23 protein-coding genes and 1 pseudogene are annotated in these 22,017 nt (G+C 66.2%); 21 read left to right on the forward strand and 3 right to left on the reverse strand.

All coding sequences use genetic code 11. From position 1 onward, the window contains the following. Positions 1-22 precede the first annotated feature (22 nt). The 20 genes and pseudogenes from ABGB08_RS28990 (at position 23) to ABGB08_RS29085 (ending at position 16,008) form a co-directional block, all read left to right on the forward strand. Entirely contained in the window at positions 23-439 is a 417-nt protein-coding gene (locus tag ABGB08_RS28990; RefSeq protein WP_218034378.1) for a roadblock/LC7 domain-containing protein, read from the forward strand. 2 nt (positions 440-441) lie between these two features. Continuing rightward, on the forward strand, positions 442-825 hold the full coding sequence (locus ABGB08_RS28995; RefSeq protein WP_347596104.1) for a DUF742 domain-containing protein: 384 nt from the start codon (positions 442-444) through the stop codon (positions 823-825). Positions 826-847: 22 nt separating this feature from the next. Continuing rightward, positions 848-1,402, forward strand: coding sequence for an ATP/GTP-binding protein (locus ABGB08_RS29000; RefSeq protein ID WP_155360716.1), 555 nt, complete (start codon positions 848-850; stop codon positions 1,400-1,402). A gap of 62 nt (positions 1,403-1,464) precedes the next feature. Beyond that, on the forward strand, positions 1,465-2,979 hold the full coding sequence (ffh, locus tag ABGB08_RS29005) for a signal recognition particle protein (RefSeq protein ID WP_347596107.1): 1,515 nt from the start codon (positions 1,465-1,467) through the stop codon (positions 2,977-2,979). 158 nt (positions 2,980-3,137) lie between these two features. Then, positions 3,138-3,578 (forward strand): 30S ribosomal protein S16, encoded by a 441-nt coding sequence (rpsP, locus tag ABGB08_RS29010; protein ID WP_347596110.1) that lies wholly within the window; start codon positions 3,138-3,140, stop codon positions 3,576-3,578. 1 nt (position 3,579) lies between these two features. Next, entirely contained in the window at positions 3,580-3,822 is a 243-nt protein-coding gene (locus ABGB08_RS29015; protein WP_155346803.1) for an RNA-binding protein, read from the forward strand. A gap of 74 nt (positions 3,823-3,896) precedes the next feature. After that, complete coding sequence (gene rimM, locus ABGB08_RS29020; RefSeq protein ID WP_347596113.1) at positions 3,897-4,409, forward strand: ribosome maturation factor RimM; 513 nt, start codon at positions 3,897-3,899, stop codon at positions 4,407-4,409. A 2-nt stretch (positions 4,410-4,411) separates the two neighbouring features. Continuing rightward, positions 4,412-5,254, forward strand: a pseudogene (gene trmD / locus ABGB08_RS29025) (tRNA (guanosine(37)-N1)-methyltransferase TrmD); the annotation flags it as partial. A 391-nt stretch (positions 5,255-5,645) separates the two neighbouring features. Further along, complete coding sequence (gene rplS, locus ABGB08_RS29030; protein WP_155360681.1) at positions 5,646-6,011, forward strand: 50S ribosomal protein L19; 366 nt, start codon at positions 5,646-5,648, stop codon at positions 6,009-6,011. Positions 6,012-6,193: 182 nt separating this feature from the next. Then, positions 6,194-7,045, forward strand: a complete 852-nt coding sequence (lepB, locus tag ABGB08_RS29035) for a signal peptidase I (RefSeq protein ID WP_347596117.1) — start codon at positions 6,194-6,196, stop codon at positions 7,043-7,045. Positions 7,046-7,055: 10 nt separating this feature from the next. Further along, positions 7,056-7,649, forward strand: coding sequence for a signal peptidase I (lepB, locus tag ABGB08_RS29040; protein WP_246269125.1), 594 nt, complete (start codon positions 7,056-7,058; stop codon positions 7,647-7,649). 22 nt (positions 7,650-7,671) lie between these two features. Beyond that, positions 7,672-8,379, forward strand: coding sequence for a ribonuclease HII (locus ABGB08_RS29045; RefSeq protein ID WP_347596121.1), 708 nt, complete (start codon positions 7,672-7,674; stop codon positions 8,377-8,379). Next, a complete protein-coding gene (locus tag ABGB08_RS29050; RefSeq protein WP_030511723.1) occupies positions 8,376-8,699 on the forward strand; it encodes a DUF2469 domain-containing protein in 324 nt (107 codons plus the stop codon). Before ABGB08_RS29045 ends, ABGB08_RS29050 begins: the two co-directional genes overlap by 4 nt. 230 nt (positions 8,700-8,929) lie before the next feature. Further along, positions 8,930-9,061, forward strand: a complete 132-nt coding sequence (locus ABGB08_RS29055) for a hypothetical protein (protein WP_347596126.1) — start codon at positions 8,930-8,932, stop codon at positions 9,059-9,061. Between the two features lie 477 nt (positions 9,062-9,538). Then, positions 9,539-9,892, forward strand: a complete 354-nt coding sequence (locus tag ABGB08_RS29060; RefSeq protein WP_347596129.1) for a YraN family protein — start codon at positions 9,539-9,541, stop codon at positions 9,890-9,892. A gap of 1 nt (position 9,893) precedes the next feature. Further along, complete coding sequence (locus ABGB08_RS29065; RefSeq protein WP_347596132.1) at positions 9,894-11,435, forward strand: YifB family Mg chelatase-like AAA ATPase; 1,542 nt, start codon at positions 9,894-9,896, stop codon at positions 11,433-11,435. Positions 11,436-11,778: 343 nt separating this feature from the next. Next, positions 11,779-11,943, forward strand: a complete 165-nt coding sequence (locus ABGB08_RS29070) for a hypothetical protein (protein ID WP_347596134.1) — start codon at positions 11,779-11,781, stop codon at positions 11,941-11,943. Positions 11,944-12,083: 140 nt separating this feature from the next. After that, entirely contained in the window at positions 12,084-13,274 is a 1,191-nt protein-coding gene (gene dprA / locus ABGB08_RS29075) for a DNA-processing protein DprA (protein ID WP_347596137.1), read from the forward strand. 592 nt (positions 13,275-13,866) lie between these two features. After that, entirely contained in the window at positions 13,867-14,415 is a 549-nt protein-coding gene (locus ABGB08_RS29080; protein WP_347596140.1) for a DinB family protein, read from the forward strand. 693 nt (positions 14,416-15,108) lie between these two features. Then, positions 15,109-16,008, forward strand: a complete 900-nt coding sequence (locus tag ABGB08_RS29085; RefSeq protein ID WP_347596143.1) for a tyrosine recombinase XerC — start codon at positions 15,109-15,111, stop codon at positions 16,006-16,008. A gap of 84 nt (positions 16,009-16,092) precedes the next feature. Here ABGB08_RS29085 and ABGB08_RS29090 read toward each other — a convergent pair whose 3' ends face one another. Next, positions 16,093-16,557 carry a hypothetical protein gene (locus ABGB08_RS29090; protein WP_347596146.1) on the reverse strand — a complete coding sequence of 155 codons (465 nt, stop codon included), beginning with the start codon at positions 16,555-16,557 and terminating at the stop codon, positions 16,093-16,095. A gap of 700 nt (positions 16,558-17,257) precedes the next feature. Then, positions 17,258-18,025 (reverse strand): MerR family transcriptional regulator, encoded by a 768-nt coding sequence (locus ABGB08_RS29095; protein WP_347596149.1) that lies wholly within the window; start codon positions 18,023-18,025, stop codon positions 17,258-17,260. 1,681 nt (positions 18,026-19,706) lie between these two features. On the opposite strand from ABGB08_RS29095, the gene ABGB08_RS29100 reads away from it, so the two are divergent. Beyond that, the gene (locus ABGB08_RS29100) at positions 19,707-20,492 is read left to right on the forward strand and encodes a CoA transferase (RefSeq protein ID WP_347596152.1); all 786 of its coding nucleotides are present in this window, start codon (positions 19,707-19,709) and stop codon (positions 20,490-20,492) included. Here the strand turns inward: ABGB08_RS29100 and ABGB08_RS29105 are convergent. Beyond that, complete coding sequence (locus ABGB08_RS29105; protein WP_347596155.1) at positions 20,398-21,846, reverse strand: MFS transporter; 1,449 nt, start codon at positions 21,844-21,846, stop codon at positions 20,398-20,400. The genes ABGB08_RS29100 and ABGB08_RS29105 overlap by 95 nt on opposite strands. Positions 21,847-22,017 lie beyond the last annotated feature (171 nt).

The raw sequence follows: 22,017 nt of genomic DNA on the forward strand, positions 1-22,017 counted from the left end.
ACAGGGGTGTTCCGTGCGAGAGATGAGCCATGCCGCGCGCGGCATCAACTGGCTGATCAGCGACTTCGTCAGCTCGGTACCCGGCGTGGCGCACACCGTAGTGGTGTCCGCCGACGGGCTGCCACTGGCGTACTCCGACGGCTTCCCGAAGGACCGGGCCGACCAGCTCGCGGCCGTCGCCGCCGGGCTGATCAGCCTCACCCAGGGCGCCTCCCGGGTGTTCGAGGGCGGCCCGGTCACCCAGACCATGGTCGAGATGCAGCGCGGGCTGCTGCTGATCATGTCGGTCAGCGACGGTTCCTGCCTGGCCGTGCTGGCCGCCAGCGACTGCGACATGGGCCTCGTGGCCTACCAGATGACGCTCCTGGTCGAACGTGCGGGTCAGGTTCTGACTCCCGCGGTGCGGGCTGAGCTCCAGGCCACCCACCCGAGGAGATAATCATGGACTCGTGGGGGCCGCCGTATGGTGCCCCGATCCCGCCGCGGGATCCCGCCTCGCCGGTCCGGCCGTACGCGGTCACCGGCGGGAGGACGGCGCCGCGCATGCAGCTCGCGCTGGAGGCCCTGGTCTCCTCGGCGACGTCGATGCACCAGGATCTGTCCAACCGGCCGCCGGAGCAGCGGGCCATCAGCTCGCTCTGCCGCCAGGTGCGCTCGGTCGCCGAGGTGTCCGCCCTGCTGCGGATCCCCCTGGGCGTGGCACGCGTGGTGATCGCCGACATGGCGGCGGAGGGGCTCGTGCACGTGCACCAGCCACAGCTGGACGCCGGGAAGCCGGACTTGGGATTGTTGGAAAGGGTACTCAGTGGACTTCGACGTCTATAGCCACGGCACTGCCAGCCGTGGCCTGACCTCGACGAAGATCGTCGTTGCCGGCGGCTTCGGAGTTGGCAAGACGACTTTCGTCGGAGCGGTGTCGGAGATCGTGCCGCTGACGACCGAGGCGGTGATGACCGACGCCTCCAAGGACATCGACGACGTCGCATTGACGCCCAACAAGACGACCACGACGGTGGCGATGGACTTCGGCCGGGTGTCGCTGGACCAGGATCTGATCCTGTACCTGTTCGGCACGCCTGGTCAGCACCGTTTCTGGTTCATGTGGGATGACCTGGTGCGTGGCGCGATCGGCGCGGTGGTCCTGGTGGACACCCGCCGGTTGGCCGACAGTTTTCCCGCCGTGGACTACTTCGAGGAAGCCAAGCTGCCCTTCGTGGTCGGCGTCAACGGGTTCAACGGCGTCTACGCCCACGGCGAGGAGGAGATCAGGGAAGCCCTGTCGCTCTCCCCGCACATCCCCGTGGTCAAGACCGACGCCAGAACCCGCGAGTCGGTGAAGAGCACCCTCATCACGCTGGTGGAACACGCGCTCACCACGCGCGTGGGCTCGCCCGGCTGGTAAGCGGATAGGCTGGGGATCCTGGGGTAGTCCCCTGACCCACGACTTCTAGGCTGGCCAATCACGTGTTCGAGACGCTTTCCGACCGGCTGACTTCGGTCTTCTCCTCGCTTCGCGCCAAGGGCAGACTGTCCGACGCGGACATCGACGCGACCTGCCGCGAGATTCGCATCGCGCTGCTGGAAGCCGATGTCGCGCTGCCGGTGGTCAAGGACTTCGTCGCCCATGTCAAGGAACGGGCCCGCGGCGTCGAGGTGTCCCAGGCCCTCAACCCCGCCCAGCAGGTCGTCAAGATCGTCAATGACGAGCTGATCGACATCCTCGGCGGCGAGACCCGGCGGCTCCGCTACGCCAAGACCCCGCCGACCGTGCTGATGCTCGCCGGTCTGCAGGGCTCGGGCAAGACCACCCTGGCCGGCAAGCTGGCCCGCTGGCTGCGCGAGCAGGGCCACGTGCCCCTGCTCGTCGCCTGCGACCTGCAGCGGCCCAACGCGGTCCAGCAGCTGTCGGTGATGGCCGAGCGGGCCGAGGTGGCCGTGTTCGCGCCCGAGCCGGGCAACGGCGTCGGCGACCCGGTCGAGGTGGCCCGCCGCTCGATCGAGCACGCCAAGCGGCAGCAGCACGACGTGGTCATCATCGACACCGCCGGCCGCCTCGGCATCGACCAGGAGCTGATGCGGCAGGCCGCCGACATCCGCGACGCGGTCAGCCCCGACGAGGTGTTGTTCGTGGTCGACGCCATGATCGGCCAGGACGCGGTGACCACCGCGCAGGCCTTCATGACGGGTGTCGGCTTCGACGGCGTCGTGCTCACCAAGCTGGACGGCGACGCCCGCGGCGGCGCCGCCCTGTCGGTGCGGCACGTCACCGGCCGCCCGATCATGTTCGCCTCCACCGGCGAGAAGCTCGAGGACTTCGACGCCTTCCACCCGGACCGGATGGCGGGCCGCATCCTCGACATGGGTGACATCCTCACCCTGATCGAGCAGGCCCAGAAGACCTTCGACGAGGCCGAGGCCGCCAAGATGGCGAGCAAGATGGCCTCCGGCGACGGCTTCACGCTGGACGACTTCCTCGACCAGATGATGATGGTCCGCAAGATGGGGCCGATCAAGAACCTGCTCGGCATGATGCCCGGCATGGGGCAGATGCGGGATCAGCTCAACCAGGTCGACGACAAGGACCTGGACCGGATCGCCGCCATCATCCGCTCGATGACGCCCGGCGAGCGGGCCGAACCGAAGATCATCAAGGGTTCCCGGCGGGAGCGCATCGCGCGCGGTTCCGGTGTCACCGTGACCGAGGTCAACAACCTGGTCATCCGCTTCTTCGAGGCGCAGAAGATGATGAAGCGCATGTCCCAGGGCATGGGCATTCCCGGCATGCCCGGCGGGCGGCGCCAGCAGAAGGCGACCAAGCCCAAGAAGGGCCGCCGGGTCAGCGGCGACCCGCGCAAGGCCGGGCTGCCCAAGCCCGTCGCGGAAACGCCCAAACCCGGGACCGGCGCGCTCGGCAACCTCGGCCAGCAGCTGCCGCCAGGTTTCGATCCGTCCAAGTTCAAGTTTCCTGGGCAGAAGTAGGCACGAACATCTGGCAGAATGGGGTGTTGGAACATCGTGATCTGGTGGGTGCCCTCTCACCCCCGCCTGTCGCGCCTGTCCCTCGGGCGGTCGACACGTCGTGCCCCACTCGATGAGACACCGCTCACCCACTTGCTGAAGCAGGAGAGACCACACCCGTGGCAGTCAAGATCAAGCTCAAGCGGCTCGGCATGATCCGCAACCCGCAATACCGCATCGTCGTCGCCGACAGCCGCACCAAGCGGGACGGCCGGGCGATCGAGGAGATCGGTCTGTACCACCCGAAGGAGAACCCGTCGCTGATCCGGGTCGACTCCGAGCGGGCGCAGTACTGGCTGGGCGTCGGCGCGCAGCCGACCGACCCGGTCCTGAAGATCTTCAAGCTGACCGGTGACTGGCAGAAGTTCAAGGGCGAGGCCGCGCCGCCGCCGCTCCTGGTCGCCGAGCCCAAGCCGGACCGGCACGCGCTCTACGAGGCCGCCGCCAAGGAGACGCTCTCCGGCGACTCCGCCAGCGCCGCCACCACGCCGCGCAAGGCCCGCAAGGCCGAGCCGAAGGCCGAGACCGCCGCCGAGGCTGAGCCGGAAGCCCAGGCCTGAGGTGCTGGAAGAGGCCCTCGAACACCTGGTTAAGGGCATCGTCGAACATCCCGACGAGGTCCAGGTTCGGGCTCGGAAGATCCGTACCGGGCGCGTCCTAGAGGTCCGGGTTCATCCTGAGGACCTCGGTAAGGTCATCGGCCGTGGGGGTCGCACGGCAAAGGCGCTGCGCACTGTCGTCAACGCCCTCGCCGACGGCAAGTACGTGCGGGTCGACCTGGTCGACCTGAACGAGGCCCGCTGAACAATCGCACGAGACCAGGGGACCCCCCACGGGGGTCCCCTGGCTTGTTTTCTGGGGGTATCTGTGGAGAGCGCATGCAGCTAGTCGTGGGCAGGATCGGGCGTCCGCACGGCGTTCGCGGCGAGGTCACCGTGGAGGTCCGCACCGACGCGCCCGACCAGCGTTTCGCCCCCGGCACCACGCTGACCACCGAGCCCGCCGCGCGCGGGCCGCTGGTGGTCGAGGGCGCCCGCTGGCACAAGGGCATCCTCATGCTCAGCCTGGCTGGCGTCGAGGGCCGCGAGGCCGCCGAGGCCCTCAGGGACACGCTGCTGGTCATCGGCTCCGCGGACCTGCCGCCTTCCGAGGATCCCGACGAGTTCCACGATCACCAGCTGATCGGCCTGGCCGTCCAGACCCCTGACGGTTCCCCCGTCGGGGAGGTCGCCGACGTCCTGCATCACGGCCAGGATCTCCTGGTGGTACGGCGTGCGGGTCGCGACGACGCGTACGTGCCGTTCGTCAAGGCACTCGTCCCCGACATCGACCTGGACCGGGGCTTCCTGGTCGTCGCCGCGCCTCCTGGTCTGTTCGACCTGGACACTTGATCATGCGCATCGACATCATCTCGATCTTTCCCGAGTATTTCGCGCCGCTTTCCGTCTCGTTGATGGGGAAGGCCCGGGAGCGCGGCATTCTCGACATCCGCCTTCACCAGCTCCGCGACTGGGCCCACGACGTCCACCACACCGTGGACGACACGCCCTATGGGGGCGGGCCTGGCATGGTCATGAAGCCTGAGGTGTGGGGCGAGGCCATCGATGCTGTCATCGCGCGTTCCGCGGGTGAGTTCCCTGGCGCTTCGATTGCTGAGCCTTCGAGCGGAACCTCCGATGATGGTTTGGTTGCTGGCGCTTCGGGCGGAGTCTCTGGCGAAGGTTTGGTTTCTGGGCTTGAGGGCGAGGTTGGCGCCGTTCGGGGGCCGGTTGCCGGCCGTACCCCACGCCTGATCGTTCCTACGCCCAGCGGGCGCCGGTTCACGCAGTCGGTGGCGCTGGAATATGCCGCGGAGCCGTGGTTGCTGTTCGCGCCTGCCCGCTATGAGGGCATCGACTCCCGGGTCATGGTCGAGTACGCCTCCCGGCTGCGGGTCGACGAGGTCAGCATCGGTGACTACGTGCTGGCGGGTGGGGAGGCCGCGGTTCTGGTCATGGTGGAGGCCGTGGCCCGCCTGCTTCCTGGCGTCCTCGGCAACGCCAATTCGATCACCGACGATTCTTTCGCCCCTGGCGCCATGCAGAACCTTCTTGAAGGTCCCGTTTACACCAAACCTCCGGTCTGGCGAGGCCACGAGGTTCCCGAAATCCTCCTTTCCGGTCACCACGGCAAGATCGCCCGCTGGCGTCGTGACGAAGCCCTTCGGCGCACGTACATCAGGCGGCCTGACCTGCTCCCGGCCGTACAAGATCTGGACAAAGCGGACCGCCAGGCCCTGGCAGACCTCAATCCAGACGCGACCTGAACCGGTCATCGGCCATCGCGGATTCGCTCAACGCCCGCCCGGTCCCCTTTGCGCCGGTACGGCGAGATGTGACGCGGACGCAAACGGCGCCGGATAACGGCGAGCACCGAGGACCCCCGATGCTCGATTACGCGGCTCGTTTCGCCTCAGTCCTGAAGATGTGGCAAACTTAGTCGCTGTTGCCTACGTTGGCACCGCAGGGTCGGGGCATCGCGCCCGATCAGACGTATTCAGCTCAGCACGCGCGTCCCTCACGCCGCCTGCCCACGGAGGACAGGCCGGATGGACCTCCGTGTGCTCGCTTCGATGAGGAATCGCCGTCATGCACACGAAGATCCAGGAGCTTGAGAAAGCTTCCCTCCGCACGGACATCCCGGCGTTCCGTCCGGGTGACACCCTTGAGGTGCACGTCCGCGTCGTAGAAGGCAACCGGTCCCGAATCCAGGTGTTCAAGGGCTTCGTCCTGCGCCGCCAGGGCGGCGGCAACCGTGAGACTTTCACCGTCCGCAAGATCAGCTACGGCGTCGGGGTGGAGCGCACCTTCCCGGTGCACAGCCCGGTACTCGAGAAGATCACCCTCGTCACCCGCGGTGACGTCCGTCGCGCCAAGCTGTACTACATGCGTGACCTGCGTGGCAAGAAGGCTCGCATCCGCGAGAAGCGCGACGCGCTGCCCGCCGCGAAGTAAGGCGGCGGAGATGAGGAGCCCGTGCCGCGTCGGCACGGGCTATTCATCATTTTGGGGACGTTTCCCATTCACCGGCACCGCATTTGGCAAGTCGATGCCGCGTCGGCAACGCTCGGCGACGCGGGCATCATCTAGGCTCATGAGCAGGCGAGCCCGATGCATGTCGCGGGCTCGCGTGTTTTGTGACTAGCGAAGCGGGGTCAATCGACCCTGACCAGGACGGGGTGGACGTGGTCGCGGAAGACACCCAGCAGAATGCCAAGGGCGGCAAGGATAAGAAGGGCTCGTTCTGGCGTGAACTGCCGGTTCTGGTGGTCGTCGCCCTGGTGCTCGCGCTCCTCATCAAGTCCTTCGTGGTCCAGGCGTTCTACATCCCGTCGGAATCGATGGAGAACACCCTCCTCAAGAACGACCGGGTGCTGGTCAACAAGCTCGTCTACCGGGTCCGCGACATCGAGCGCGGCGACGTGGTGGTGTTCTCCGGCGTCGACTCCTGGGGCGGCGAAGCCGAATACGAGGAGCCCAGCAACCCCATCGCGGCCTTCTTCCGCTGGGTCGGCACCGCCTTCGGCGTGGTCCCCGGCGAGAAGGACTACATCAAGCGTGTCATCGGCGTCCCCGGCGACACGGTTAAGTGCTGCGACGCCAAGGGCCGCGTCACCGTCAACGGTGTGCCCCTGAACGAGGAGTCCTACCTCTACCCCGGCGACGTCCCGTCCATCTCCAACTTCGAGATCAACGTCCCCGACGACCGCCTCTGGGTGATGGGCGACCACCGCGCGGTCTCGCTCGACTCCCGCGCTCACGGCGGCGATCCCGGCGGCGGCACCATCCCGATCGGCCAGGTCATCGGCCGTGCCTTCGTCATCGTCTGGCCGTTCGACCGGGCCGCCGTGCTGCCCATCCCCGACACCTTCGGCCAGCCCGCCCTGCACGCCGCGCAGGCGGCCTCGGGCGCCGCGCCCCTTCTCCTTGGATTCACAATGGCCTTCCCGCTTGTGGCGCTTAGACGCCGCATACGGGTGAGGCGGTAACCTACCGCAGGTGACCGTGGCTGAAGAGACCGATCCCCCCGCGCCCAAAAAAAAGAAGCGCTCCACCCTCCGCGAAACCGTCATGTTCACGGTGGGCGGAATCGTCGTGGCCGTGCTGGTGCACCTGTTCGTGATGCAGTCGTTCTACATCCCGTCCGAGTCGATGGAGAACACGCTGCTGGTCAACGACCGGGTGGTGGTGTTCAAACTGGGCGGCATCGACCGCGGCGACATCGTCGTGTTCAAGGGCTGGGACGGCGAGGACACCATCAAACGGGTGATCGGCAAGGGCGGCGACACGGTCAAGTGCTGCGACGCCCAGCGCCGCATCACCGTCAACGGCACCCCCATTCAGGAAGAGGACAACTACCTCTATCCCGGCGACTACGCCGGCAAGACCTTCGAGGTCAAGGTCCCGGAAGGCCGCCTCTGGCTGATGGGCGACCACCGGACCAACTCGATGGACTCCCGCTCCTTCATGGAAGACGAGTTCACCGGCACCATCGCCGAAGCTGACGTGATTGGCACGGCTTTTGCCAGGTATTGGCCGTTCGACCGATTGGCTTTCTTCTCTCGTCCGGAGACGTTCTCCAAGATCCCATGATGGGGCGTACGCTGCTTCTGTCATGACAGTTGCCTATCGACCCCGTCCCAGCGTCGTACGTCGCGATTCGGGGCTCTACGGATATGAACGGGCCCTCGCCCGGCGTGGCCTGGCCCCCGTGGCCGGCGTGGACGAAGCGGGCCGCGGCGCGTGCGCGGGCCCGCTGGTCGTCGCGGCGGTCGTCCTCGGCCGCGACATCGACGGCCTGGCGGACTCCAAGCTGCTCACCCCCGCCCGCCGCGAAGAACTCCACCACAAGATCATGGCCACCGCCCGCGCCGTGAGCGTGGTGATCATCCCTCCGGAGGAGCTGGACGCCCGCGGCCTGCACAAGTCCAACGTGGCCGGCATGCGCCGCGCGATCGCCGCCCTGGGCCTGCTGCCCGGCTACATCCTCACCGACGGTTTCCCCGTCCCCGGCCTCCCCGCCCCCTCCCTGGCGGTCTGGAAGGGTGACCAGGTCGCCGCCTGCGTGGCCGCCGCCTCCATCGTGGCCAAAGTGACACGTGACCAAATGATGACCGAACTCCACGACGTCCACCCGGAGTACGGATTCGCCTTGCACAAGGGATATGTGACCCAATCGCACCGCAGGGCCCTGGCGACCCACGGACCCAGCCCGCATCATCGGTTCTCGTTCGTGACAGTGGCGCGGACGAGGCTGGGTATGGACATGCGGGAGAATGGGTCAGGGGCCCAGACGGGGTGTGGAACAGGAGGACCGGCATGAGCGCGGAGGATCTCGAAAAATACGAGACCGAAATGGAACTGCAGCTCTACCGCGAGTACCGCGACGTGGTCGGCCTGTTCACGTATGTCGTGGAGACCGAACGCCGCTTCTACCTGACCAACTCGGTAGACCTCGACGTGCGAACCGCCGAGAACGGCGACGTCTTCTTCGACGTCAAGATGCAGGACGCCTGGGTCTGGGACATGTACCGCCCAGCAAGATTCGTGAAGAACGTCCGGGTAGTCACCTTCAAGGACGTCAACGTCGAAGAACTCGCCAAACCCGACCTGGAAATGCCGAAGGAGGGCTTCTCCAGCTGATTTTGACCACGTTGTTGCGGACTCTTGCCGGTAGGTGAGGCTGGCGGGAGCGGGCGGGGTGTCGGTTTCGCGCCGAGCATGCCCCGCCGGGTTTGATCTAGGCCCCTGAGGGTCTTAGTGGCGGTAGTTCCTGCTTTCCTTCGCGACGAGGATGGCTTTCGCGTTGTGGAGTGTAGGAGACCCCCACGCTGGTGCTGGCCCCCAGTGGGGCGTGAGGTCGTTGGCCGCTGGTGGCGTACGCGCGACTGGAGGAGCTGATCGCCCGCTATCCGCTGCGCGGGGTGAAGGGCCGGGAAGCGCAAACTGCCCGCTGGGTGCGGGTGACTGTCTGTCGGTGGGATAACCCCGCCACGGTGGAGTAGAGCCCCGTGGAACCAGCGGGCGGGAGGATGGCCGCGTTGTGGCTGTTGGCCCGTGTGGATGATCACGGCGGCGGCGGGGTCGGGCGGAGCCCGAGGGCAACAAAAGGGTGGGCGGGTGGGAAGAACCACGTCCACCCGGTGAAGCCGAGATCGTCGTCCAGGGCGTCTTCGGGGGCGGGCGGAGGCCCGTGTGGAACAAAGGGTTGGGCGGGTGGGGCCATCCACTCGACACCACTATTCATGACGATCCGGCATCCGAGCGCTAGGACGTTCGGCGGCATCCACTGGGATGTGTACCAAGCTGGGGGATTGGCGCTGACAAGGCCAGGATCAGCGCTCTTGAGGAGAATCGGACGATCTCGGTGTCCGAAATGATGGCATCTGGATTTCCACAGGTCACAGGGTTATCCACAGGCGCGGATTTTCTCGCACGACGAGGGCGGTGAATGAGCGAAGGTCGGGGCCGGAGGTGGTCTCGTGGCCGCGAAGGATGAACTGGGTAAGACCGGCGAGCGGCTCGCCGTGGAGTTCCTGCGGGCGGCGGGAATGAGCATTCTGTCCCGCAACTGGCGCTGCGACGCGGGAGAGATCGACATCGTGGCGCGCGATGGCCGCGTGCTCGTCGTGGTCGAGGTCAAGACCCGATCCAGCCGCAGCCACGGAACAGCCCTGGAGTCAGTGACCCAGGAGAAGGTGCTGCGACTGCGATCCCTCGCCGGCCGGTGGCTGGCGGCCCAACACGAGTGGTTCGACTCGATCCGCGTTGACGTGATCGCCTTGGAGCGTTTCGCAGGCGACTTCTCGATCCGGCACGAGCGGGGGCTCGTCTGACATGCCCGTCGCGCGCACGCGGTGCGTCGCCCTGGTCGGCGTCGCCGGGCACACCGTCGAAATCGAAGCCGACGTCGGCAGAGGCGTAGTCGGCACGCACTTCATCGGCCTCCTCGACACCGCCATCAGCGAATCCCGGGACCGTGTCCGTTCCGCCCTGCTCAACAGCCGCTTCGATTGGCCCGACGCCCGGGTCACCGTCAGCCTGTTCCCAGCCAGCCTGCCCAAACGAGGATCCATCTTCGACGTGGCGATAGCGGTCGCCATCCTCGGCGCGGCCGGATCCATCCCTCCCGCCAGGATCGCGGACCCCTTCTTCCTAGGCGAACTCGGCCTGGACGGACAGATAAGACCAATCCGGGGCGTCCTCCCCGCCGCACTGGCCGCCGCCGAAGCCGGCGCCCGCCTCATCGTCGTCCCCTCGCTCAACGCCAGCGAAGCCGCCCTGGTCCCTGGCCTGACCGTCGTCCCCGCATCCAGCCTCCGCGAACTCGTGGACTGGCTCCGCGCGGGAGACCTCCACCGGCTGCCCTGCGTCGACGACGTCGCCTCCTTCGACGCCCGCCCACCCGCACCGCCGACCGACCTCGACCTGATGGAGGTCGTCGGCCAGCCCCTGGGCCGCTGGGCTCTGGAGATCTGCGCGGCCGGTGGCCACAACCTCTGGCTCCTCGGCTCGCCAGGAACAGGCAAGACCATGCTCGCCGAACGTCTGCCCACGATCCTCCCCGTCCTGGATCGCGACCAGGCCCTGGAAGTCACCGCCATCCACTCGATCGCAGGCGCCCTCCCCGGCGGCCACCCCCTGCTGTTCCGACCCCCGTTCATTGCCCCCCACCACACCGCCACGGTCGCCTCAGTCATCGGCGGCGGCACCGGCCTGATCCGCCCCGGCGCGGTAAGCCTCGCCCACCAGGGAGTGCTCTTCATGGACGAAGCACCCGAATTCGCCAGCGGCGTCCTCGACTCCCTCCGCCAGCCCCTGGAGTCCGGCAAGGTCACCGTTTCCCGCGCCGCCGGAACGGTCACCTTCCCCGCCCGTTTCACCCTCGTCCTCGCGGCCAACCCCTGCCCCTGCGGCCTGGGCGGCGAAGCAGGCCGATTCTGCGGCTGCAGCCCCAGCACCCGCCGCCGCTACCTCGCCCGCCTCTCCGGCCCTCTCCTCGACCGCGTGGACGTGAAAATCAGGCTCTCCCGTCCCAGCCGAGCCGAACTCCTAGCCGACCGCGCCCACACGGAACCAAGCAAAACAGTCTCCGAACGAGTCTCCCAAGCCCGGGAACGCGCCGCCAAACGCCTAGCGGGCACCCCTTGGCGCAACAACGCCGAGGTCTCCTCCGCAGTCCTCCACCGCGAATTCCGCCTCCCCCACGCCGTCCTCACCCCCCTCACCCGAGCTCTGGACGTCGGCACTCTGAGCGCCCGAGGCCTCGACCGAGTCCTCCGCGTCGCCTGGACCATCTCCGACCTCGCGGCCCAGGACCGCCCCGGCCTCGACGAAATCACCGCCGCCCTAACCATGTGGATGGGACAAGACCAGTAACGGCATCCCCCTCGTAAAGGCGGGGGTTTCCACGAAGGAGATCTGATGAAGAACCCCAACAACCGCATTCCAAACCCCTCGACCCGCGCCTACCCACTCAACAACTCCTCTCCATCTCCCAACCACTCTCCAGTTCCCGGTCTGGCTTCCAGTCGCTCTCTAGCTCCCGACCAAGCCACCGACCGCGCTTCGGTTCGCCCAGCCCTCAGCTCCTATTCGGCTCCCATCCCAGTCACCAGCCAATTCCCTTCCCATCACCCAGCGAGCAACTGGTCCCCAGCTCTCCGCCCAATCACCTATCCACCCCTCAACACCTACACGGAAGGCCTGCCGCATCAGGAAGGTGCCGATCGCCGAGAACAGTCCGGGGATCGCGAGAGCCGCCCACGAGGTCCCGGGGGCGGCCACCACGCACAGCCTCGGCTCCGGCGAGGCCACGCACTGTCGGCAGATCAGGACCCCCGCCCTTCTTCGCAAGGGAAGATCGCTCCTGTTCCTGCTCGCGTGAGTGTGGACCAGATCGATCTGCCTCAGTCTCATGCTGACGGCGCAGGGCGGTCGGAGGATGGTGAGGGAGCGAGGTGGCCAGGCGTTGGAGGGCTGGGTTCTGGATCAGGATCTGGGCGGTCGGGATCTGCGTGTTCGGGAGTGATCGATCCGGCGGGGGATGCGGATCGGTTGGCGCGGGCGGAGATCACGCGGATCGCGGAGCCGGGGGATCCGGTCATGGGGAGGCTGATCGAGGAATACGGGGCAGTGGGGGCGCTCGCTCAAGTTCGTCGTGGCGTTCTGGAGCCGGAGTTCATTCAGGCGGAGCTGGAGTCGGCCAATACGGAGCGGCGGCGGCTCAACCTGGGGCAATTGGTTACGGGATGGGCCGGGCGAGCGGTGGGTTGCGCGGGCCGGGCAGCAGATGATCTCGCTGCTGGGAGGCTGCTGGTGCCCGGCGATCCCGGATGGCCGTCGCAGCTCAATGACCTCGGGCGGTTGCGGCCGTATGGATTGTGGCTGGACGGCGAAGAGGATCTGCGTTTCGCATGCCTTCGTTCGGTGTCCGTCGTCGGGGCTCGCGCGGCCACCGCCTACGGCACACACGCGGCCGCGGAATTGTCGGCTGGACTGAGCGATCGCTCCTGGTCGGTGATCAGCGGCGGAGCCTACGGTATCGACGGAGCGGCTCACCGGGGCGCCCTTGCCGGCATCGCGCCAACAGTCGTCGTGCTGGCCTGTGGCACCGACGTCTGCTACCCATCCGCCCATGCCGACCTGTTCCGCGCCGTCCGCGAACGAGGCCTGGTGATCAGTGAATCACCTCCGGGCGTCCAGCCCACGCGTCTGCGTTTCCTGGTCAGAAACCGCGTCATCGCCGCCCTCTCCCGGGGAACCGTGATCGTCCAAGCCGCCCTCCGGAGCGGCGCGCTCAACACCGCATCGCACGCTTCCGCCCTCAACAGGCAGCTGATGGCCGTCCCCGGCCCTATCACCAGCGACGTCTCCGCCGGCTGCCACGCCCTCATCCGCGAGGCCCGCGCCACCTGCGTCACCTCAGTACCCGAGATCATCGAATTGGTCGGCTCCATAGGCGACGACATTGCCCCCACCCTGAGAGGCCCCAGCTACCCCCGCGACTCTCTCAACGAAGAAACCAAACGAGTCCTCGACGCCGTCCCCGCCCGCACCCCCGCGGGCCCCGCCACCATCGCCAGCGCCGCCGCCCTCCCCCTGACCACGACACTGAGCTGCCTCGGCGGCCTCGAATCCGCCGGCTACATCCTCCGAACCCCCGACGGCTGGCGCCTCAAACCTCTTCCACCCACTAATGCCATCCAAGCGAACTGAACGAACAGCCCACGCCGTAACCGCGGCACATCCCACAGGAACAGACCACTCGTGACCAGCTGCTAGACGCCGAACTCGGCCAACCGTGCAATGCACTTCGCAGGAGCAGATCACTCGCCCCAGAGCGCGAAGATCAGGCTGGGAATGGTCGCCACGCGACGCGCCCCACAAGAGCCACGCGACGCACCCCACAAGAGCAGACCGCTCTCGGAGTCCCGAATGGTGGTCAGAGCGGCCACCGGGAGATCCGGACCTGCGGCCATGCCAGTGGCCGCCGACAGGTCCCTGGTCCCGGTCCCCGGTCCCCGATCCCCGGTCCCTTCCGATGGGCGCCACACAGGCGTGGAATTGGGGTGATTTGGTCGACGACGCCGGAGCTGCTGCTGCGCGCCAACCTGAGGTCGTCATTTCCGGGGTCAGGAGGGTCGGAACATGTTCGAGGCGGGTGGTTGGATTCAAGCGTATGGGGGCAGCAGCGAATTGTCGGTGGTGCCTGGAAGACTCGGTCGTTCCTGATTGTCAACGGCGGGCCAATCGTTTTGCAGCGCCGTCGACACTGATCGTGAGCATGGGCAAGAACCGGAGGTGGAGCATGACTGGCACGTCTGTTCCCAAGCACTCCTCGCCAAGGTGGAACGGCGATACTCGTGAGGATCCGCCTGCTGTGGGTGGCGAGCGGGAGATCTTGGGTGCTGTTCTGGACTGGCAGCGAGCGACTTTCGAGCTCAAGTGTGCGGGCTTGCCGCCAGAGCGGCTGTCTGAGCGTGCGGTGCCTCCGTCCGGGCTTTCGCTACACGGTATGGCGCGGCATTTGGCTGGCGTGGAGCGGTGGTGGTTCCGGATCCAGTTCACCGGTGAGGACGTTCCGATGCTCTACTACTCCGACGATGACCCCAACCAGGACTTCGATTCCCTGGACGGCGACGTCAACGAAGCCTTCGCCGTGTGGCGGGGAGAATGCGAGCACTCCCGGCAGATCGTGGCGGCTGCGGCGTCATTGGATGAGACGGGGATTCGTAAGAAGACCGGCGAGCCGATATCGCTGCGAAAGATCATGGTCGACATGATCGCCGAATATGCCCGACACAACGGCCACGCTGACCTGCTACGCGAACGCATTGATGGGGCAACTGGGATGTGACCTCCCCAGCGCCTTGCCGTCTTCTCGCCACCACCCGCAGCAGGTCCGGGCTCGCCTCGGCCAGGGTCTCATCAAAGTTGCCCCCGATAGCGGGCACTGATGTCGTTTATGGCCATCTCTCGGAGCGTCCTTCCTCGATTCGCGTCTCGAAGGATTACGAGGTGGCCGTCTTAGTTCACGAGAACCCCTAGCGAGGCATGAACCGTTATAAACGGGAAGGGATCGCCCATATGCCACTTCGTGGACGCTAACGGGTAGGCGCGGGGCATAAGCTCTGGCGTTGGTGGGTAGCCCGCCACGATTTGGTGCCTGTATGGCGTTACCGGAAGGGGCAGGGGCTGTCAGGCGTTGCTGGCCGCCTCGCTGGGCACTGCGATAGGTGTATTGCTCGCGGGAACTGGCTTCTGGCACACATTCCGTGAACGACGCCGTGGATCGCTCACGCAGGTTGCTACGACCTGGGACGACGGCCCCACAGACTCACGTGGATCGCCCGTGCTCGTTGGCTTCACGGAATTTGTGCCAGATCCCAACTCTCACGAACAAAACCAGATAGGTGATCTTGTGCTGCCAGCTGCGGATTGGGTACCTCCTGGGTAGCTTGAACGTCGGGTGTTGCCATGAGTGTCGAGTTCGGGCTCGGTGTTCGGCGGTTGGCTTCTGGTGTTGCTGGCCGTTGTTGCGGGGTTAGGGATGGAGGTTTCGGTGGTTGGGGAGGTGGTTGTGGAGTTCGAGCGGTATTTGCGGGTGGAGCGGGATTTGTCGCCTCATACGGTGCGGGCGTATCTGGGGGATGTTGGTTCGCTGATCGGTCATCTTGAGAGTGCTGGGGTTGAGGGGCTCGCGGGGTTGGATATCGGGATGCTTCGGGAGTGGCTGGGCGATCAGCATGGGGCTGGGAAGGCGCGGGCCACGTTGGCCAGGCGGGCGGCTTGTGCGCGGGTGTTCACGGCCTTCTGCCATCGGCGGGGATGGTTGGACGATGATCCGGGGCTGCTGCTTGGTTCGGCGAAAGCCGGGAGGAGTTTGCCTGCGGTACTCGATCAGGACGAGGCGAGGGCGGCTCTGGACTCCGCTGGGGCCGATGATCCAAAAGAGTTGCGGGATCAAGCTGTCCTGGAGTTGCTCTATGCCACTGGCATCCGGGTGAGCGAGTTGTGCGGGCTTGATGTCGACGATGTCGATCGGGAGCGGCGTACGCTGCGAGTCCTCGGCAAGGGGAGGAAGGAACGGGTGGTTCCTTTCGGGTTGCCCGCGCTTCGCGCGTTGGACGCCTGGTGTGTCCGCGGACGCCCTCTCTGGATTCGAGAAGGCACCGGTCCTGCCTTGTTTCTCGGAATCAGAGGCGGCCGGCTCGATCAGGGCACCGTCCGCCGTGTCGTCCACGCCCGCCTGACCGACACCGGCGTAACGGACCTGAGCCCTCACGGGCTCCGACACACTGCCGCGACTCACCTTCTAGAAGGCGGAGCCGACCTTCGAAGCGTCCAGGAGATCCTCGGTCACGCCTCCCTCGGCACCACCCAGATCTACACCCACGTCTCCATCGAACGTCTCCACACCGCCTACCGCCAAGCCCACCCACGCGCCTAACCGCAGAAACAATGTCGACAACGACAACAAGCTCGGATTCTCGTCGGAGTCCCACGCCGGGCCAGTCCGCTCGTTCGGGCGCAGTCAGGTGGCGTCACCCAACTGTTCGGCCAGCCGTTCCAGGCCGCCCTTGATGAGCTGCCCATACTCGTCGTCGCCAAGCGCGCCGATCTCGGCCCGCGCCTGCTGGAGGTGCTTACGGGCGCGGCCGAAATCGCCCAGCTTGCGATAGCACTCGCTCACGTTGAGGTGCAACGACGGATACAAACCGGCCACTGAAAGCGTCACCCCAGCTTGGGCCACCCGCTCATCGGTGATCAGATCCGCGGCGGCAAGCGCTCGCAGATCCCACATCAGCTCCTGGTTCACGTCGTCCTGCACGTCGGCCATCGCGTGGGCAAGGACACAAACATGCAGCGGATCGCCTTGCTCGCCGCCGATGTCGTCCCAGATCTGCGCGAACAACTCGCGAGCGGCTTCACGCTGACCTCGGTGGTGATGCAACTCCACCCCCTGGCCGATCCGGGTGATCGTCGGGTCGGTGATCACTAGCGACTCCTTCACCAGCGCTGCAGCCGCAGCCAGCCTACTTGCCTGACGTGTTAGCGACCATCAAGCAGCTGACCAGCTAGTTCGCTTGACAACCCCAGATAATCATCGAGCCGGCCACCACACATCTCTATCGGTAATCACAAGAACACATTAAGTGATTAGTCGAATCTCCTGGTGCTGCTACTTCTCACCGACATTTCGAGCCCGATCAGCCCCGAGTGCGTGTAGGGCTCGTTGTCCTGTGTCACCGAACCTTGCCTGGAGTGCCACCGAAGATTGAGTGGCTGCGGCTCGCCGACCGATCTGCGACCTGTGGCGATAGCGATCAAAGTTCGATGTCACGCGCTTAAGCTCCACTGGCACAGGACACTCGTCCGTGTCCCTGCACGTGACCTCGTTCGTCCCTGTACGTGACTGGACCGTGTTTCTACATGAAAGAAGTCTCTCTACGCATCTCATTCGTCCCTGCACGTGCTCGTCCATGTCTCTACGTGAGCCGGAGTCTCTGTACGCGAGCTCTTGTACGTGAGCAGAAGTCTCTGCACGTGAGTAGGACATCTCCGGCTCGGGTGGTGTGAGACCTGCTTGATCTTCGGGGAGGGTGCGGCTGTTCGCCAGGCAGATCGCAGGGGCTCAACCTGCAGGACATACCCGAAGACGGGAACGTTCGTAGGCGGGCTAGTTGGTGGGTGGCTGTTCAGGGGTGGCGGGCTCGATTGACGTATTCGACGAGGGCGATCATGCGGTCGGGGGGCCAGGGGAGGCGGGCGGCGAGTTCGGTGCTGTTGTCCTGCCACATTTGGCGGGCGGCTGCTGCGGTTTGTTCGCCCTGCTCGGCTGGAGGGTGGAAGCGGGCGCCGAGGGCTTGGTAGCGGGCGATCAGGTCGGCCACCTGGGGGTCGTCGGTGGGGGTGTTGGCGGCGACGTGTGGGAGTAGCTCTTCGACCAGGGCCGCCCATTCGTGTTTGGCGGCTTCGATGGCTTCGGTGCCCAGGGCGGTGCGGCGTTGGGCAAGTTGGTCGCGTTGTTCCTGGGTGAAGTAGGTCTCGTACACAGTGATCAACTCCAGGGTTGACATGAATTGGTCTGGGCTGGGCATCTGGCGGGCGGCGATGCGTTGGAGCAGGCCGTCGATTCGGGTGCGTAGTTCGTTGATTCGGGTGGCTTGGGCGGTCAAGTCGTGTAGTTGGGCGGTCAGGAGGGTGTGGAGCGCGGTCAGCTCGTCGTCCTGGTCGGCCAGGACTGAGGCGATCTCGTCCAGGGACAGGCCGAGTGCGCTGAGGGCGCGGATTCGGTAGAGGCGTCGTAGGTCGTGTTCGGTGTAGCGGCGGTGTCCGGATGCTGTTCGTTCGTGTGGGGTGAGGAGGCCGATCTGGTCGTAGTGGTGCAGGGTCCGGACGGTCAGTCCGGTCGCTCGTGCCAGTTCGCCTACGCTCCATCGACGTTCGTTGTCGGCCTCGATCACGTTTTTCACGGTAGGACCTGACGTCGCGTGAGGTGCAAGGGGAAGAGGCGGACTTCCCCATGACCAAGGAGCAGGAGAGGGTCAAGGTAACGGCCTGCGCGGATGAGGCCCCAGTGGAGGCAGGTCGCGGGGCAATGAGGGATCTGGTGACCGGTGATCGTGCCTATCGAGGTTCCCGTTGAGACGCGCTGGCCTGCGTGGACGGTCGGATCGACTGGGAGATAGGTCGTTCGCAGGCCGTCGGGGTGGGTGATTGCGATTGCGGTCAGGCCGCCGACCTTGCCGGCGAAAGTCACCACACCAGAGCCTGCGGCCATGACGGCTTGCCCCTGATTGGCCTTGAGGTCCACACCCCGATGGCCGGGGAGCCAGCGATAGGAAGGTGGGTTGAACCTTCGCACCAGACGTGGACTCGACAACGGCCAGGTCCATCGAGGGACGCGGCGGCTACGGGTGTTGGCGCGGAGATAGAGATTTGGGCCGGCCGGGTTTAGGTGGGAGTTCGGGACGGCCGGGTTGAGGCGGGTATTCGGCACGGTCAGGCGTAGGTGGCGGTTCGGGACGGCCGGGTTCATGTGGAGGTTCGGAGCAGCTGGGCCTAGGAAGGGGATTTGGACGGCTGGGTTTAGGTAGGGGTTCGGAGCTGCTGGGTCTTGGTGGGGGTTCGGGAACGCCGGGATTGGGCGCGGATTCGGGGTCGCCGGGTCCTGGTGGTGGGGAGTTTGGAGGGTGAGGAGAGCTGGTGCGAGGAGGGGTGCCAGGATCCATGCGGGCATGGGGGTAAGGGTGCACGGCCGGGTTGGAGGAGGAGCTTCCGAGCGGGGTTCTGTGGATAACCCTGTGGGCTGTGGATAAAAGCTGTGGATAACTGGGGTGGCTCGTGGCTGATGACGGACTGATTGCAGGTGGGATGGGTCCCGGTGAAGTTGGGGCGCTCGTGGGAGAGTTGGGGCGGGCGGCTGGGGTTGTGTTGCCTGATGTGCGTGTTCTGGGGTCGGAGCCAGTGTTTCCCTCGGCGTTCAGGATTGGGATGTTGGCGGGGGCCAGCGTCGGGGCCTTCACGGCGGGGGTGGCGGCGTTGTGGGGTCGGAGGACGGGGTTGCGAGCGCAGGTCTCGGTGGATGTACGGCATGCGGCCGTGGCTTTTCGAAGTGAGGGATATTTCCGGATCAATGGTGAAGCGCTGAGCCTGTGGGCGTCGTTGTCCGGGGACTATGCGACGGCTGATGGGTGGGTGCGTCTGCATTGCAACTTTGATCATCACCGGGATGCGGCGTTGCGGGCGTTGAGGGTTGACCGGGCTTCGCGGGAGGCATTGGCCAGGGGTTGCGCGGGTCGTACCGCGTTGGAGGTTGAAGAGGCGGTTACGCGGAGTGGGGGATGCGCGGCCGCGATGCGGACGAGAGAGGAGTGGCGGAACCACCCGCAGGCCGTGGCTGTCGCGGCGGGACCGCTGATCTCGCTTGGTCGGCTGGGACAGGGGCCGCAGTCCGATTTGGCCCGCGGTGTGCGTGGGATGCCGGGCTTCGCTGGAGATGCGCAGAGGCAGGGCGAGGATGGGGCACCTGGGCTCGCTCGTGGCGCATGGCCATTGGAAGAGATCGGGGAACCCAGGTACGGGCGTGATCCGAGATCGATGGTCGAGGTCGGGGAACCCAGGTTCGGGCGTGATTCGGGATCGATGGTCGAGGTTGGGAAAGTCGGATTCGGTGGGGATGGGCGGCCCTTGGCGGGGGTTCGGGTGTTGGATCTGACTCGGGTGATCGCGGGGCCTGTGGCGGGGCGGGTCTTGGCGGCGTATGGAGCGGATGTGCTGCGGGTGGGTGCCGAGGATCTGCCTGAGGTGCCGGGGCTGGTGGTGGAGACCGCGTTTGGGAAACGGTCTTGTCATATTGATCTCCGGGTTGAGCCGGAGAAGTTGCGGGAGTTGGTTCGGGGCGCTGATGTGATCTTGCGGGGGTATCGGCCCGGAGCTTTGGAAGGGTTTGGGTTCGCGGCCGATGAGCTGGCGAGGGTGCGCCCGGGGATTGTCGTGGTGGATATATCGGCGTATGGGGTGAAGGGGCCGTGGGCGGGGCGGCGGGGTTTCGACAGTTTGGTCCAGATGGTGTCCGGGATTGCCCATGAAGGGGGTGATGGGAGCCGTCCCCGGCCGTTGCCGTGTCAGGCACTTGATCATGCGACGGGGTATCTGGCCGCGTTCGCGGCGGTTGCGGGGCTGCTGCGCCGGGCTGACGAGGGTGGCTCCTGGCATGCTGAGCTGTCGCTGGCGAGGACCGCGCAGTGGCTCGACGAGTTGGGGCGCGGCGAGTTCGGCACGGAACCCTATGCGGATGACCTGCTCGACACCATGGGCAGCGTGTTCGGGGAGCTCACCTTTGTTCGGCCTCCTGGGTCGATCGAGGGTGCGGAGCCGTACTGGGCGAGTCCGCCGCCTCGGCGTGGGGAACATGCGCCCGCTTGGTGAGCGGTGACCACCAAAGGCACGGAATCGTCAGTACGGCACCCGCCGCGCACACCCACATCGCCGGACGAAGCCCAAGAAACTCCCCAAGCACCCCACCCAGCAATCCGCCCAGCGCCATCACCCCCTGCGTGGCGAAGTTGATCGAGGCGTTGACCCTGCCGATATACGCCTCCGGAGCCTCGCGCAGCGTGGCCGCCCCCGAGCAGACGCTGAAGCACACCACGGCCGCACCCACCACGACCTCCGACACCGCGATCAAGCTGGAGACCAGCCAAACGGGTCCGGACGACGCCGCCATCGTGACAAACCCCACCGGAAAGAACAGCACCGACCCGAGCAGCACCCGATTCCCACCGAACCGGCGCTCCAACCGGGGCGCGACGACCGCGCCGAGCAGCCCACCCCCCCCGAACCCCACCACGGAGATCCCGACCAGCCACCCCGGCAGCCCGAGCACATTGACCGCGAAGAGCACATAGACCGCCAATTGCGCGGCCCCGAAAAGATTGACCGTCATCCCGGCCAGCGTGAGCGCCCGCAGGACCGGATGGCCGACAAGGGTCCGGATTCCTTCGCCTATCTCCCGAACAAGCGTCCGACGAATCTCCCGAACAAGCGTCCGGCGACCGCGAGTCGCGTGGCCGGACGGCCGGTCCGGCTGAACCTGCCCGTGACCGGACTGTTTGTGACCGGATTGATCAGGGTCGGATTGATCAGGGTCGGACTGACTACGACCGGACTGACCGTGAAGGGTCTGAGGAGTCGGCTCCGGCGCGCGAATCGACCGCAGGCACACGGCCGAGACCAGGAACGAGATCGCGTCCACGATCAACGCCAGCGGTGCGGTCAGAACGCTGACCAGCAAACCCGCGAGTCCAGGACCGCCCAGTTGCGCGACTGCGAACACGGACTGGAACCCGGCCAGCGCGGCGGTGCGCTGATGTTCCGGAACCACGCTGGTCAGATGGGGTGTGTTGAAGTTGCGGAACACCACGGTGCAGGTGCCCACGATCAGCGCCACCGCGATCAGCCAGGGCACGGTGAGCCACCCCGCCACCCACGCGACGGGAACCGTCAGCACCGCGCTCCCCGCCACGACCTCGCACCCGACCATCACCGGCCGCCGCCGCGCGATCCGGTCGGCGATGACTCCCACGGGTAACCCCACCAGCAGAAACGGCAGCGAGGCCGCCGCAGTGAGCATGCCCATCTGCAGGGGAGAGGCACCGAGCAAGGTCACCGCCGTCAGCGGCACGGCAAGCCGCGACACCTCACTCCCCGCCTCGGTGACCGCTCGCGCGCCCCACAGAAGCCGATAGTCCCGCTGTCTCCGAAGAGGAATCGTCTGAAGCATATTATGAAGCTAATCCTTCACAACTATGAAAGCAACCCTTCAGATATGGCAGGAAGGTACGGTGGGGGGCCATGACAACCGAGAAGCCCGGGGCCCGGCGCCACTCCACAGAGGACCCCACTCTCGGCTCGGACTCACCCCACGGGGGTTCGCGGTCCGAGAAGAAGCCCG

It is taken from the genome of Acrocarpospora sp. B8E8, from assembly GCF_039871605.1.
GTDB classification, from domain to species: domain Bacteria; phylum Actinomycetota; class Actinomycetes; order Streptosporangiales; family Streptosporangiaceae; genus Acrocarpospora; species Acrocarpospora macrocephala.

Excerpts from the sequence above, each read along its gene's own strand:
- ABGB08_RS29080 (WP_347596140.1), top strand. The coding sequence starts at position 13,867 with ATGACTGGCACGTCTGTTCCCAAGCACTCCTCGCCAAGGTGGAACGGC.
- ABGB08_RS29065 (WP_347596132.1), top strand. The coding sequence starts at position 9,894 with ATGCCCGTCGCGCGCACGCGGTGCGTCGCCCTGGTCGGCGTCGCCGGG.
- ABGB08_RS29045 (WP_347596121.1), top strand. The coding sequence starts at position 7,672 with ATGACAGTTGCCTATCGACCCCGTCCCAGCGTCGTACGTCGCGATTCG.
- rplS (WP_155360681.1), top strand. The coding sequence starts at position 5,646 with ATGCACACGAAGATCCAGGAGCTTGAGAAAGCTTCCCTCCGCACGGAC.
- ABGB08_RS29085 (WP_347596143.1), top strand. The coding sequence starts at position 15,109 with ATGGAGGTTTCGGTGGTTGGGGAGGTGGTTGTGGAGTTCGAGCGGTAT.
- rimM (WP_347596113.1), top strand. The coding sequence starts at position 3,897 with ATGCAGCTAGTCGTGGGCAGGATCGGGCGTCCGCACGGCGTTCGCGGC.
- ABGB08_RS29050 (WP_030511723.1), top strand. The coding sequence starts at position 8,376 with ATGAGCGCGGAGGATCTCGAAAAATACGAGACCGAAATGGAACTGCAG.
- ABGB08_RS28990 (WP_218034378.1), top strand. The coding sequence starts at position 23 with ATGAGCCATGCCGCGCGCGGCATCAACTGGCTGATCAGCGACTTCGTC.
- ABGB08_RS29100 (WP_347596152.1), top strand. The coding sequence starts at position 19,707 with ATGGTCGAGGTTGGGAAAGTCGGATTCGGTGGGGATGGGCGGCCCTTG.
- ABGB08_RS28995 (WP_347596104.1), top strand. The coding sequence starts at position 442 with ATGGACTCGTGGGGGCCGCCGTATGGTGCCCCGATCCCGCCGCGGGAT.
- ABGB08_RS29105 (WP_347596155.1), bottom strand. The coding sequence starts at position 21,846 with ATGCTTCAGACGATTCCTCTTCGGAGACAGCGGGACTATCGGCTTCTG.